At 69.5% G+C, this 14,145-nt stretch carries 10 protein-coding genes and 1 tRNA gene; 4 read left to right on the top strand and 7 right to left on the bottom strand.

Annotation, left to right across the window (positions count from 1 at the left end):
• Positions 1 to 7: 7 nt before the first annotated feature.
• Complete coding sequence (locus tag H623_RS0112920; RefSeq protein ID WP_169514920.1) at positions 8 to 1,774, bottom strand: hypothetical protein; 1,767 nt, start codon at positions 1,772 to 1,774, stop codon at positions 8 to 10.
• Between the two features lie 13 nt (positions 1,775 to 1,787).
• On the bottom strand, positions 1,788 to 4,706 hold the full coding sequence (locus tag H623_RS19850) for an MMPL family transporter (RefSeq protein WP_022901356.1): 2,919 nt from the start codon (positions 4,704 to 4,706) through the stop codon (positions 1,788 to 1,790).
• A 187-nt stretch (positions 4,707 to 4,893) separates the two neighbouring features.
• Between H623_RS19850 and H623_RS0112930 the strand changes: the two genes are divergently transcribed.
• Entirely contained in the window at positions 4,894 to 6,183 is a 1,290-nt protein-coding gene (locus H623_RS0112930; protein WP_022901357.1) for an MFS transporter, read from the top strand.
• A gap of 9 nt (positions 6,184 to 6,192) precedes the next feature.
• Entirely contained in the window at positions 6,193 to 7,560 is a 1,368-nt protein-coding gene (locus H623_RS0112935; RefSeq protein ID WP_022901358.1) for an MFS transporter, read from the top strand.
• 38 nt (positions 7,561 to 7,598) lie between these two features.
• Here H623_RS0112935 and H623_RS0112940 read toward each other — a convergent pair whose 3' ends face one another.
• From H623_RS0112940 to dcd, 3 genes are read right to left on the bottom strand one after another with little or no spacing between them, the layout of a single operon-like run.
• Positions 7,599 to 8,549 (bottom strand): Gfo/Idh/MocA family protein, encoded by a 951-nt coding sequence (locus H623_RS0112940; protein ID WP_022901359.1) that lies wholly within the window; start codon positions 8,547 to 8,549, stop codon positions 7,599 to 7,601.
• A 59-nt stretch (positions 8,550 to 8,608) separates the two neighbouring features.
• Positions 8,609 to 9,136: a hypothetical protein gene (locus H623_RS0112945; RefSeq protein ID WP_022901360.1), complete on the bottom strand. Its 528-nt coding sequence runs from the start codon at positions 9,134 to 9,136 to the stop codon at positions 8,609 to 8,611.
• Positions 9,133 to 9,804 (bottom strand): dCTP deaminase, encoded by a 672-nt coding sequence (gene dcd / locus H623_RS19855; protein WP_022901361.1) that lies wholly within the window; start codon positions 9,802 to 9,804, stop codon positions 9,133 to 9,135. The genes H623_RS0112945 and dcd overlap by 4 nt, the downstream gene beginning before the upstream one ends.
• 190 nt (positions 9,805 to 9,994) lie before the next feature.
• Here dcd and H623_RS19860 point away from each other — a divergent pair, with 190 nt between their 5' ends.
• Entirely contained in the window at positions 9,995 to 11,854 is a 1,860-nt protein-coding gene (locus tag H623_RS19860; protein WP_022901362.1) for a glycoside hydrolase family 15 protein, read from the top strand.
• A gap of 165 nt (positions 11,855 to 12,019) precedes the next feature.
• Positions 12,020 to 12,090: transfer RNA gene (locus H623_RS0112960), tRNA-Gly, on the top strand.
• Between the two features lie 265 nt (positions 12,091 to 12,355).
• On the opposite strand, the gene fdxA is transcribed toward H623_RS0112960, so the two are convergent.
• A complete protein-coding gene (fdxA, locus tag H623_RS0112965; protein ID WP_022901363.1) occupies positions 12,356 to 12,685 on the bottom strand; it encodes a ferredoxin in 330 nt (109 codons plus the stop codon).
• Positions 12,682 to 14,145 (bottom strand): FAD-dependent oxidoreductase, encoded by a 1,464-nt coding sequence (locus tag H623_RS0112970; RefSeq protein ID WP_022901364.1) that lies wholly within the window; start codon positions 14,143 to 14,145, stop codon positions 12,682 to 12,684. The genes fdxA and H623_RS0112970 overlap by 4 nt, the downstream gene beginning before the upstream one ends.

The following is a 14,145-nucleotide window of genomic DNA, read 5'->3' on the forward strand; positions in this document are numbered from 1 at the left end:
CCGCCTCTCACGCGACCCGCAACCTCCGGCGCGATACGATGCCGGCGAGCACCAGCGCAACGCCGATCACGCCCCAGAGTACGACGAGAGCTGCCGATTGCACCGCCAGCGACGCTTCGCCCGTTAGCGCGCCGCGCAATCCGGTGAGCGCAGGCGCGGTGGGCAGCAGCGAGGCGACGCCGACGAACGAGGCAGGGACGCTCGACGCGATGCCCACCGTGAGACCGACCACTCCGACCAGAACAGCCAGGAGGCGACCGATGGCTCCCAACGCCGCCGCCAGCCCCTGGTTCACGGCGGCGAAGGCGGCACCGATCAGCACGGCCGAGCCGAGATATCCGGCCCACACCCCGGGGGTCAGTTCCAAGCCGATCAGCATCACGGCGCCGAGGACGAGGCCCTGCACGGCGCCGAGAATCGCGCCGACGGTGGTCGAGCGCAGGGCCAGGGCGAGCGACGACGACGAGCCGAGCAGCCGCGACTCCGGCACGGATCTGCGCGCCAGCGCGAGCACGAGCGCGCCGACCCACAGTGCGAAGACCGTGAACAGCGGTGCCGACTGGATGCCCGACGGCGCCGACCGCGGATCCATCACGACCGGCTGCGACGCAGCTTCCGACAGCACCTGGATGTCCGAGTCCGAGTAGGAAGGAATCTTCTGCACCGCCTGCGCGAGGCCGGACGACAGCTGGTCGGCGCCGCTGCTGACCTGCTCGGCTCCGGAAGTGAGACTCGCTGCGCCGCTCGCCAGCGACGAGGCGCCGGCGGCGGATTGATCGATGCCGTCGACCAGGGCCACTGACGCGTCGGCGAGCGCCGCTGCCCCGGCCGCCACCTGGTCGGCCCCGGAGGAGAGCCCACCCGTGGCGGTCGCGGCATTCTGCAGACTGCCGAGGGCGGCCGTCACCTGGTCGCAGACGCGGCCCGGGCGCTGGCACACCTGCGTCTGCACCGACGTGAGCGAGGCGACGGCGGAGCCGAGGGCGCTGGAAATGGCATCCGTGCCCGAGCTGACCTGGGAGGCACCGTCGGCGAGCTGCTCGGTCTGCCCCGGCAGGCTCGCCGACTGCGACGCGAGCGTGCCGAGCCCGGCGTCGAGCTGGTTCGCGCCGTCGGCGAGCTGCTGGACGCCCGATGCGAGCGAGTCCGCGCCGGAGGCGACCTGCTGCGCACCGTCGGATGCCTGTGCGATCTGATCGTGCACGGAATTGAAGCCCTGATACACGCCCTGCAGGTACTGATCGATGATCTGCCGATTGAGCTGACTGTTCGCCACCGCCGTCACGGACTGCACGAGCGCCGGGTCGAGTAGCGCAGCGGACGGACTCGTCTTCACGCGCACCAGCGCCTGCACCGCGCTCTGCGCGTGGCCGGAGAGCGAAGCGATCGCCGTCGAGAACGATGCGGGGATCGTGACAACTGCGGCGTACCGTCCCTCGGCGAGTCCGTCGGAGGCATCCTGGTCGTTCGTCAGCACCCAGGTGAAGTTCGATCCGACCTGCGTGGCCTGCTGCGGAATTTGGCCCGTGGGCGCCGAGCCCTTCATCAGGCCTGCGGCGAACTGCCGACCGAGCGGTGTGGACTTGCCGTTGATCGTGGCCGGCACGTCGTCGTTGACGATCGCCGCGCTCACGCGGTCGAGGTGCAGCGCGGGCGTCGACAGACCCCAGGTGAGCAGCAGGCCCATGAGCAAAGGCAGCAGTACGACGACCACGATCGCCGGGATGCGCAGCCGTTCCGCACCCGCGCGCGCCGACAGAGCGGCCGCGTGCATCCGATCGCCCATCTCAGCCCACCCCCGCGTCGGCGTGCACCTCGTCCACCGCACCGGCACCGACGCTCGCACCTGCACCTGCACTCCGTACCGTCTCCCGGCCGGCGTCGACGCGAACCTCCTGCGTCACGAACGCCGTCAGCATGTCGCTCACGTCGGCATCCACACCGCACGTCGCCACGACGGTGAGCGGTGCACGATCGAACGCCGCGTGCGCGGCCGAATCACGCCCTCGAGCGTGCCCGGAAGCCGATGCGGATGAGTGATCGACGACATCCGCCGCCCGTCGCAGCACGTCGACCACGGCAGCACGGGCTCGGGTCGCGCCCACCTCGTCGAGGTCGCACAGCACGAGCACTTCCACGCTCCCCGTCAGCGCCACTCGGATGTCGTCCGCAGGCTCCCGCGATCCGCCGAGCGTCACGAGCGCGGTGCGGCCGCGCACCCACGGCGCCCGTGCCGGCAGCACGAGCCCGACGCACTTCAGGCGCCCGGATGCCACGGCGTGTCTTCCGCAGATCGCCGCGGCCAGGGCTGCGGCGGCCGCCCGGTCGTCGGCGCGCAGCACCAGCGCGTCGCCGCGCGGCACGTGTGCGCTGAAGTCGGCGACGAGCACCAGGTCACCACGGCTGAGAGTGACGTCCGCCGCCGCTATCGCGAGGTCGGCGCGCGCGGGCGGCGGCGGCCACACGGCCAGTTCGAGCTCCCTGGTGATGCTCTCGCCCTCGACGTCGAAGTGAGGGAGCAGACGATCGAGAGCGCGGGGCATCCACCAGGCGTGCCGGCCGAACAGGGTGAGGACGGCGGGGATCAGCGTCATGCGCACGACGAACGCGTCGATCGTGACGCCCACGGCCAGGCCGAGTGCGATCGGCTGGATGGCGGCATCACCGGACGGCACGAAAGCGGCGAACACGGCGAACATGATGAGCGCCGCTGCCGTGACGACGCGAGCCGAGCCCAGAAATCCGGACTCGATGGCACCGTGCGCGTCGTGGTGATGTACGTAGTCCTCGCGCATGCGGCTGACCAGAAAGACCTCGTAGTCCATGGCCAGGCCGAAGAGCACGCCCATCAGGATGATCGGCATGAAGCTGACGACGGACCCGAGGGATGCCACGCCGAGCGGCCCCGCGAGGAATCCGCTCTCGAAGACCAGACTCGTGAACCCGAACGCCGAGCCCACTGACAGCAGGTATCCCAGCGCGGCCGTGATGGGCACGACGATGGAGCGGAACACCATCGCGAGCAGAACGAGGGAGAGGCCGACCACCAGGATGGCGAACGGCAGCAGGGCCTGACCGAGCCGTTCCGAGACGTCGATGCCGGCCGCCGTATAGCCGGTGACCGAGACGTCGATCCCGTATTCCTTCTCGAAGGATCCGTGCATCCCGCGCAGCCGCGCAACGAGGTTCTCGGTGGCGGTCGAGTCCGGTGCCCCGTCGGGAATGACCTGCACGATGCCGGTGTCGCCGCTCTCGTTCGGCGTGGAGAGCGGCACCGCCACGACACCGCGCACCTTCGCCACGCTCGCGCCGAGGTCGTTCATGAGGCCGACGGGATCGGTGCTCTGGATGATCGACGCGGTGAGCAGCAGCGGCCCGTTGTAGCCCGGGCCGAAGTGGTCGGCGATGAGGTCGTAGGTGACACGGCCGGGCTCGTCGGCGGGCAGCGAGCCGGCGTCGGGAAGCGAGAGCCGCAGGCTCGCCGCCGGCACCGTGAGCAGCCCGAGACCTGCCACGATGACAACGACCGTGACGATCGGCCACTTCGTGGCGCCGCGCACCCAGCCGAAGAAGATTCCGCGACGAACATCGGCACGTCCTGAGTCCACGGAGCCTCCTGATGGAGCGGATGAAGTCGGCTCTGCGGACTCGGGGGATGCGGCGCGCGCGCTCGGCCGATACTTGCGCCGCACGATGCGCCAGCCGGCGAAGCCGAGCAGCGCCGGTGTCAGGGTCATCGACACCAGCACGGCGATGGCGACCGCCCCGGCGGAGGCGACGCCCATCGTCGTGAGGAACGGGATGCCTGCCACGCTGAGTCCGAGCAGCGCGATGATGACCGTCACGGCCGCGAACACCACGGCGGAGCCCGAGGTCGCGATGGAACGTGCGGCGGACTCCTCCGGGTCGAGTCCGTGTTTCACCTGGTCCTGATGCCGCGACGTGATGAACAGCGCGTAATCGATGCCCACCGCGAGCCCGAGCATGAGCGCGAGCAGCGGCGTGGTCGACGTGATCGTGGTGACGGCCGTCATGGCCAGCACGATCGACAGCGACACCGCCACCCCGAGCAGCGCAGTGATCAGCGGCATCGCGGCGGCGAGCAGCGACACGAACGTGAACGCGAGAACGATGAACGCCACCAGGATGCCGAGCAGCTCGGTCACACTGATCCCCGCCGCGGTCTGCGAGAAGAGCTGACCACCCATGGATGCCTGCGAGCCGTTCGGCAAGGCGCGTTGCAGCCGATACGCCTCGGCCTGCAGCGCGTCGGAGGTCGATTCGTGCACGGCGCTCTGCACCACGGAGAGCTGGATGGGCACGATGACCGCGGAGTCGTCCGAGCTGATGTTCGCACTCGTCGACGATCCGTACGGCGAAGTGGCCGAGCTCACCTGCGGGATGGCGGCCAGTCGGTCGACGCTCTGCTCCACGGCCGACTGGAACGAGGCATCCCGAACACTCCCGCCCTTGGGCGCCACCGCCACCAGCTGCGCCGACGTGCCGCTCACCTGGGGGAACGTGCGCGCGAGCGAGTCCAGCGCCTGCTGCGACTCGGTGCCGGGAATGGCGTAGGTGTTCTGCGTGCCGGTGCCCAGCAGGGCGGCGGCCGCGATCGCGGCGGCGACGAGCGCGAGCCAGACGATCAGCACGAGCACGCGGGCGCGGAACGCCCAGCGACCCACCGTGTAGAGAAAGGACGACATGCGCGGCCCCCTGACCGCCCTGCAGAGGCGAGCATTGCTCGAATTCGGCGGCCTCCTGCTGAGGCTAGGCCCGACTCGGCTGTGCCGCTGGCCCCCGTACGCGGGGCCCGTGCTCGAACGAGCGAGTCCACGACCGGCAGCGCTCGGGCCGAGGGCGGGTGCAGGCCGGTGCACCAGAATGGTTCGGATGTCGCAACCGGAACAGCCAGCGGCGAACCGGCCCGAGCAGACGGTGTCGTCGCCACAGCCGTCGCGCGTGCGCACCCTGCTGGCGGCGACAGGCGCGTTCTACTTTCCGATCGCGTTCATCGCGCGCTTCCCCTACGCGATGATCGTCGTCGGCGTGCTCACGCTCATCGTCGCGGTGCGTGATTCGCTGGCGCTGGGCGGTCTGGTCTCCGCCTGCGTTGGCCTGGGCACGGCTGCCGTCGGCCCGCTGATCGGGGCCGCGGCAGACCGGTTCGGCCAGCGACGCGTCGTACTGCTGGCGGGCATCCTGAACGGAGTGACGCTTCTGCTGATGGCGGCCGCCGCGACGGCAGCACCGGAAGCGGTCGTACTGCTGATCGCCGTGCTCATCGGCGCCACCGCGCCGCAGGTGTCGCCGCTGTCGCGCAGCCGGCTTGTGGGGATCATCCAGACCCGGATGCCGGCATCCGCTCGCTCCAGCGTGCTGAACGCCACGTTCTCGTACGAGTCGGCGGCCGACGAGGTGACGTTCGTGTTCGGGCCGGTGCTCGTCGGCGTACTCGCGACGACCGCCGGCCCACAGGCCGCCGTCGTCGGGGGCGCGCTGCTCGAGTTCGTGTTCGTCACGGCGTTCGCACTACACTCCACGAGCAAGCTCGCCGCTCACGAGACGGCGGTGCACGACCGCGCGCCGGCGCGCGAACTGGTGCGGCCCCGACTGCTGGTGCTCGTGACCGGTGCCACCGGCATCGGGCTGTTCTTCGGCGCGATGCTGACGGCACTGACGGCGCTCATGACCACGCTCGGAGACCCGGACCAGTCAGGGCTGGTCTACGGCGCGATGGGTGTCGGATCCGCGGCGTTCGCACTGGGCATGGCGCTCATGCCCGAGCGCTTCAGCCTGCGTGCGCGATGGCTCGTGTTCGGCGTCGTCCTGCTGGGTGGCGCCTCCGCGTTCCCGCTCGCGGGCACCGTGCCGACGGCGCTGATCGTGCTGTTCATCACCGGAGTCGGCGTCGGTCCCACGCTGGTCTCCCTCTACAGCCTGGCCGCGCTGCGCAGCCCCGCGGGGCGTTCGGCGACGGTGATGACCATGCTCGGGTCCGGCGTCGTGGTCGGGCAGGCGGCGGCGTCCGGCATCGTCGGAGCGGTGGCATCCTCGGCCGGCTCGCACGCGGCATCCTTCTCACCGGCCATCGCTGCCGCGATCGTGCTCGCGGCGGCCGCCGTCAACTGGATGCTGTCGCCTCGCCGCTCCCGCCCCTCACCGGAGACCCCCATGCCATAGGGTGTGCGCATGACCGAGCACCCGACCGGCTCCGGCATCGACGCCGCGGCCACCGCTTCCGCTAGCGCACCGGCTTCGGCTGAGCCGATCGTGCCCACGAGCACCGGTCTCGGGCGCGTGCTGGCGTGGGGATCGTGGGACTGGGGCTCGGCCGCGTTCAACGCGGTGGCGACCACGTTCGTCTTCACCGTCTACCTCACCGGCAAGTCGTTCGGCGATCCCGATCAGCTCTCCGAGTTCCTCAGCTGGACCATCACCGCCGCCGGAATCGTGGTGCTGCTCCTGGCCCCCGTGCTCGGCCAGCGCACCGACACGTCCGGCCGGCGCAAGCTCTGGCTCGGTGTGAACACCGCCGTGGTGGTCGCCTGTCTCGCGCTGATGTTCTTCGTGCAGGCGACGCCGTCGTACGTCTGGCTGGGACTCGCTCTGCTGGCGGTCGGCACCGTGTTCTTCGAGATCGCGGGGGTGAACTACAACGGGATGCTCCGCCAGATCTCCACGCCGAAGACGATCGGCAAGGTGAGCGGCCTGGGCTGGGGCATGGGATACGTGGGCGGCATCGTGCTGCTGCTCATCGTGTACTTCGGCTTCATTCACCCGGATGTCGGGCTCTTCGGCGTGACGAGCGAGAACGGACTGTCGGTGCGGGTCTCGATGCTCATCGCGGCGCTGTGGTTCGCCGTGTTCGCGCTGCCCGTGCTGTTCGCCGTGCCGGAGAACCGGGCGATGCAGGATCTCGGCCGCCCCCGCGTCGGGTTCTTCCGCTCCTACGCCGTGCTCGGCCGCGACATCGCCCGACTGTGGAGCACCAGCCGACACACCGTGTACTTTCTGCTCGCCAGCGCGATCTTCCGTGACGGTCTCACCGGCGTGTTCACGTTCGGCGGCGTGCTGGCCGCGGGCTCGTTCGGATTCACCTCCGGTGAGGTGATCATCTTCGCCATCGCCGCGAACGTGGTCGCGGGCATCGCCACGATCGCGATCGGCACCCTCGATGACCGGCTCGGGCCGAAGCCCGTCATCATCACGTCGCTGATCGGACTCGTCGTCAGCGGATCCCTCGTCTTCGTGCTGCACGGCGGCGGTCAGGTCGTGTTCTGGACGCTCGGTCTCGCCCTCTGCCTCTTCGTCGGACCCGCGCAGTCCGCGAGCCGCACGTTCCTCGGCCGCCTCATCCCGCCGGGTCGTGAGGGCGAGGTCTACGGCCTCTACGCGACCACGGGACGTGCCGCGACCTTCATCGCCCCGGCCATGTTCGGCGTCTTCGTGGCGATCGGCGGCAAGCAGTACTGGGGCATCCTGGGCATCGTCGTGGTGCTGGCCGTCGGCCTGGCAGTGATGATCCCGGTGAAGGGCAAGCAGGACCAGCTGCGCTGAGTCCCGCCGGCGTCAGCGCTTTCGGCTCGGACACCGCGTCAGGCCAATTCCACCCACGCGCCGCCGGCACGCACCGAGTCGCGGGCGGCCAGCGCCGTGCGCAGCGCCAGCACCGCGTCGCTCGTCGGTGCGATCGCCGACGGCGTTCCGGATGCCACACACTCCAGAAAGTGCGCCGCCTGCGTCGCGTACGGGTTGCGCGCTGCCCCGGCACCCTCAGCGGACCCTGCACCGGCAAGCTGCGGGACCGCGCTCGCTTCCTCGTCATCGCGGATACGCAGCATGCCGGCATCGCCGGTCACCTGCAGCGAGGTCGCGAACGGACGACTCGCCGGCATGCGCGCGTGGCTGAGCACCTGCGCGGTGCCGCCACCGGCGTAGCGCACGGTCGTCTCGACCGGACCGAGTGCATCGGCGGCGTATGACCGCACCGCGACGGGCGTGCCGAGCAACAGGTTCGCCTGGTCGAGGTCGTGGATGCCCACGTCGACCGCCACCCCACCGGAGAGGTCCTCGTCGTGCCACCACGGCGTGGTCGGCGGCGCGATCATGCGCTCGGCGCGCACGTGCAGCACGCGCCCGACCTCGCCTGCTGCCACCGCCTCCCGCACCCGCGCGTACGCGTCGAAGAAGCGCACGACGTGGGCGACCATGAGGACGCGGCCACAGGTATCCGCTTCGCGTGCGATCGACTCGGCGTCGGCGACGCTGAGCGCCATCGGCTTCTCGAGCAGCACGTGCTTACCCGCGCGCAGGGATGCCACGGCGAGCTCACGATGCGTCGGGGTCGGCGTGCAGATGGTCACGATGTCGAGCGTCGGATCGGCGAGCGCCTCGTCCAACCGGGTCACGGTGCGGGCGGCAGGGGCATCGGCGAGCGCGGCATCCGACTGCCGGGCGACGAGATAGGCGACGTCAGCCCCGACCTGGCGCCAGGCGGCGGCGTGGGCGGCGCCGATGGATCCGGGGCCGACGATGGCGACTGTCATCGAAGCATCCTCGCATGTGGTTTCCCGAGCTCACGCCGACCGGCCAGCTCGGTGACGGCTCAGCGCCGGCGCGTACCCTCGAGGTGCTCGACGAGCTTCCAGGTGGCGCCGTCGTCGTCGCTCACCCAGCCATCGAACGTGTACGAATCGTTGGTGATGGCGCTGAAGTTCCAGCGGATCGGCCGCTCGTCGTTCTGCGTTCCGTCCTGCCGCACGCCATCGCGCCAACCCTGGGCGACGAGGTTCGCGTACTGGTTGTTGGGCGGCGAGAAATAGCTGACGCGCACGACGCCCGCGGCCGGGTCGTATACGCGCACGGCGACGGCCACGGTGGCGGGGCCGTCATCCGTCTGCACGACCTCGAGGTCTTCGAGGGCGCGGCCGTCCATGACCCACGACACCAGCCACGTGAAGTCGCGCTCGACCCACTCATCGGTGTCCTCATCGAGCCGGCTGCCCTTCACGTGCCATGACCCGACCATCTGGCCGAACCTCGTCATGCGATTCGGATGCTCCGGCGCCACCTCCGCGCTGATCAACGCCTGGGCGAAGGACGCCGCCTCGTCGCGCCCACCCGATTCACTCATGATGACCTCTGCCCTGCCGACGAAGGCTCCGGGGAACGCTCGTGCGCCTGTTCGACGTTCCCCCGCTCGGCGGGTTCGCCGACGCTCGTGCCACTCACGTCGGTGCGGTGGAAGTTCAGGAACGAACGGGATGCCGTCGGCCCACGCTGTCCCTGATATCGCGAGCTGTACGCCGCCGACCCGTACGGCTCCTCCGCGGGAGACGACAGCTGGAAGAAGCACATCTGGCCGATCTTCATGCCGGGCCAGAGCTTGATCGGCAGCGTCGCGACGTTGCTCAGCTCGAGCGTGACGTGACCGGTGAAGCCGGGGTCGATGAACCCCGCCGTGGAGTGGGTGAGCAGCCCCAAGCGCCCGAGCGAGCTCTTGCCTTCGAGCCGCGCCGCGATGTCGTCGGGCAGCGAGACCCGCTCGAACGTGGACCCGAGGGCGAACTCGCCGGGGTGCAGGATGAACGGCTGGTCACCGTCCACCTCGACGAGGTGCGTCAGTTCGGGCTGGTCCTGCGACGGATCGATGAACGCGTATTTGTGGTTGTCGAAGAGCCGGAAGAACCGGTCGAGGCGCACGTCGATGCTCGAGGGCTGGATCATCGCCGGATCGTAGGGCTCCAGAGCGATGCGCTCCGCCTCGAGTTGGGCAGTGATGTCGCGATCAGACAGCAGCACGGGGTCAGACTATCCGACGGCAGTGGAGCGCGGGTGGGAGCGCGGCGGCGAGGGCACGGCGATGAGAGTGCGCGAGCGGAAGCGCGAGCGGGAGGTCGGCGCCGGCCGGGCATCGTCGGGCGTTCGTGGACAGGGCGCACGCGCGGTCGTAGCGTGAAGGCATCCGTGCTTCCAAGGGATGGGGGGATCCATGGGTGGATGGACGGCGATCGAGGACCACGGCCTGATCGGAGATCTGCAGACGGCCGCTCTGATCTCGCGCGAGGGTGAGATCGACTGGTACTGCTGTCCTCGTTTCGACTCGCCGACGGTCTTCGCGTCTCTGTTGGACCGGGAGAACGGCGGCCGGTTCAGCATCCGACCGGTCGGCGGCGAATTCGTGACCAAGCAGCTCTACATGCCTGACACGGCGATCCTGATCACGCGGTTCATGTCGGACGACGGGGTGGGGGAGATCATCGACTTCATGCCGCTGCCGGACGACCCGCGGCGTGTGACTGCCCGCCACGACCTGATCCGGCTCGTGCACGTGGTGCGCGGGCGGATGCGTTTCGAGATCGAGTGCGCCCCTCGGTTCGACTACGGCCGCCTCGGTCACGAGTTGCGCGTGGAGCCGCACGGCGCGGTCTTCGAGACGGCGGACCTGCGTTTGAACCTGAGCACGGGCATCCCTCTGCGGCCGCACGATGGCGGCGTTCGGGGAGCATGCGACCTCTCGGCGGGGCAGGCGCGCGGGCTCGTGCTGTCATCCAGCGCCGAAACGGCCCCGAACCGCATCGACCCGGGAACCGTCTTCGACATTCTGGAGCACACCGGCCGCTTCTGGCGCCGCTGGGTGAACGCATCGACCTATCGCGGCCGGTGGCGTGAAGAGGTGATGCGTTCGGCCATGACGCTCAAGCTGATGACGTATGCCCCGACGGGCGGTCTCGTCGCGGCGCCCACGGCCGGACTGCCCGAGCAGGTCGGCGGCGAGCGCAACTGGGACTATCGGTACACCTGGGTGCGGGACTCGTCGTTTTCCGTGCAGGCTCTGCTCGGACTCGGATACACCGAGGAGGCACAGGCGTTCACGGCCTGGATCTCCGACCGCGTGCGCGAGCATGAGGGTGACGCCTCGGGTCCGCTGAAGATCATGTACCGGGTCGACGGCTCATCCGATCTCATCGAGGAGGAGCTCGCCCACCTCGCGGGATACCGGGATTCGCGGCCGGTGAGAATCGGCAACGGCGCGGCCGATCAACTGCAGCTGGATATCTACGGCGAGGTCGTGGGATGCCTCGCCCTGGCCGATCGCGCCGGCGGGGTCATCGACAACGCCGACTGGGACGGCATCGTCGCCATGGTCGACTGGCTGGGCGAGAACTGGGATCGGCCGGATGAGGGCATCTGGGAGACGCGCGGCGGAGCGCAGAACCACACGTACAGTCGGCTCATGAGCTGGGTCGCCTTCGACCGCGCCATCCGCCTGGGCCAGGAGCACGGCTGGCCGGGTTCGATCTCCGATTGGACCCGGCAGCGGGATGCCGTGTACCGACAGATCATGTCGCGCGGCTGGAACGGCGAGCGCGGGGCGTTCGTGCAGCACTACGGCTCCGATGTGCTCGACGCTTCGCTGCTGGTGATGCCCACCACCGGTTTCCTCTCGCCGCGCGATCCGCGTTGGCGATCCACGCTCGACGCCATCCGCAACGAGCTCGTCTCCGACAGCCTTCTGTACCGGTACAACCCGGCGGCGGCCCCGGACGGGCTCAGCGGCGACGAAGGCACCTTCTCGATCTGCACGTTCTGGTTCGTCGAAGCGCTGGCCCGCACCGGCATGGTCGAGCAGGCGCGCTGGACCCTCGAGAAGATGTTCAGCTACGCGAACCACGTCGGCCTCTACGGCGAGGAGCTGGGGCGACGCGGCGAGCACCTCGGCAACTTCCCGCAGGCGTTCAGCCATCTGGCCCTCATCAACGCGGCTCTCAGCCTGGATGCTCGGCTCGGCGAACACCCGTCCGTGCAGATCAGTGCTCGGGAACGGGCACGCCTTCTCGCGCAGCTCTGACTTTCTGACCTCTCGTGCCGTTCTGACTTTTGCCTTCTCATGCCGTTCTGAGCAGCCCGACCGGCGAGTTACCGCGCCGGCGGCCTGTCTCCCGACTCCGACTCCGACTCCGACTCGAGCGTTCTCGGGGAGCAGTTAGGATGTCTATGCTCGCTGAAGCGACGCGCCGATGTAGTTCAATGGCAGAACTTCTGCTTCCCAAGCAGACAGCGCGGGTTCGATTCCCGTCATCGGCTCCCATGCTCCTGACGCCGCCCGCAAGGGTGGTGGCAGGAGCATCCGTGTAGTGGTCGGGGATCGAAGCCGCGGGTGGGTCCCGCCGCAGAGGCTCCGCGCAGCGCGAAGCGCTGGGTGGAGGAGCGGTGGGGCGATTCCCGTCATCGGCTCCACCGGCATCCGCACGCTTCCGCTGCCGCACAATGTGCCCCCACCCTCGAGGCCGCGATTCGTGACAGCGGAAGGGCTTCCCGCAACGCCGAATGCCGCGGAGCGCGGGGCGCCTTAATGCACCGCCTCCATCTGGGGTGGAAGCGCGGCGATCAGCGGGTGATCGAAGGGCAGCGGGCCGGTCTTCGCGGCGCCGCCCGGGCTGCCGAGCTCGGCGAAGAACTCGACGTTCGCGGAGTAGTAGTCGCTCCACTCGTCAGGCAGGTCGTCCTCGTAATAGATGGCCTCCACGGGGCAGACCGGTTCGCATGCGCCGCAGTCGACGCACTCGTCGGCGTTGATGTAGAGCGAGCGCTCGCCCTCGTAGATGCAGTCCACCGGGCACTCATCGACACAGGCGCGATCCTTCACGTCGACGCACGGCAGCGCGATCACGTACGTCATCGCGCGACCACCTCGCGGTTCGAGATGGCGACCTGTTCGTCGCGTGAGACGACTTTGATCCGCTCCCGCTGCATGCCGGGGAACTCCTCGCCGAGCGCTCGCTCGTGCTCGTCCAGCGCCAGCCAGCCGTCCCAGGTGGTGAAGCGCACGCCGCGGGAGCGCAGAAACGCGATGACGGCATCCTCGTCCGGACGTTCCGCGGCGCTCAGTGAGGCGTGGTCCTCGAGCAGCTTCTCGACCGTCTCGGCGGCGTCGCCCTTCGTGTGGCCGATCAGGCCGACCGGACCGCGTTTGATCCAGCCGGTCGCGTACAGCCGGGGCACGGCCGCGCCGTTCTCGTCGAGCACACGTCCGCCGTCGTTCGGGATGACCCCGGCCGCCTCGTCGAACGGCACGTCACGCACCGGCGTGCCCCGGTATCCGATCGCGCGATATACGGCTTGCACGCCGTAGTCGACGAACTCGCCCGTGCCGCGGATGCCGCCGGCGCCGTCGGGCTCGGTGCGCTCGAAACGGATTGCGGTGACCCTCCCCGCACCTTCACCGTCTCCATCGCCGTCGCCGAGGATCTCCACCGGACGGTGCCAGAAGTGCAGGTGCAGACGGCGCGGAGCATCCGTGCTCTCCCGCTCGCGCCAGGACTGCAGAATGCGGGCCATCACCTTCGCCTGATTGCCCACCGCCCGGCGTGCGCCATTCGCGGCCGCTTCACCCGCGCCCGCACGGCCGCCAGCACCCTTATCGGCACCGCCGACCGCCGTGCTGCCGTTCTCGAAGTCCTCGTCGTAGAGCACGATGTCGACGCCTGGCACCTCGCCCAGCTCACGCAGCTCGATGGGCGTGAACTTGATGTCGTGAGGTCCGCGGCGGCCGAAGACGTGCACATCCGTCACCGGCGACGCCGCGAGACCGGCGTACACGTTCTCCGGGATGTCCGTGGTCAGCAGATCCACCGGGTGCTTCGCGAGCACCCGCGCGACGTCGAGCGCCACGTTGCCGTTGCCGAGCACCGCGATCTGCCGGGCGTTCAGCGGCCACTCGCGCGGCACATCCGGATGCCCGTCGTACCAGGACACGAAGTCCGCCGCGCCGAAGCTGCCGTGCTTCTCGAGTCCGGGAAGGTCGAAGTGCCTGTCGACCTGGGCGCCCGTGGCGAAGACGACCGCGTGGTACAGCTCCTGCAGCTCATCGACCGTGATGTCCGCGCCGATCTCGACGTTGCCCAGCAACCGCACCGCGCCGTCGGCGAGCATGTCGTGCAGCGACGTGACGATGCCCTTGATGCGCGGGTGGTCGGGTGCGACCCCGTAGCGGATGAGCCCGTACGGTGACGGCAGCGACTCGAAGAGGTCGATCTGCACCTCGATGCCGGCTTCGCCCGCGCGGGTGCGCAGGATGTTGCCCGCATAGATGCCGGCGGGCCCGGCTCCGACGACGGCGACGCGGAACGGTCGGGTCAT

The sequence above is a fragment of the Humibacter albus DSM 18994 genome, assembly GCF_000421825.1.
Taxonomy (GTDB): Bacteria; Actinomycetota; Actinomycetes; order Actinomycetales; family Microbacteriaceae; genus Humibacter; species Humibacter albus.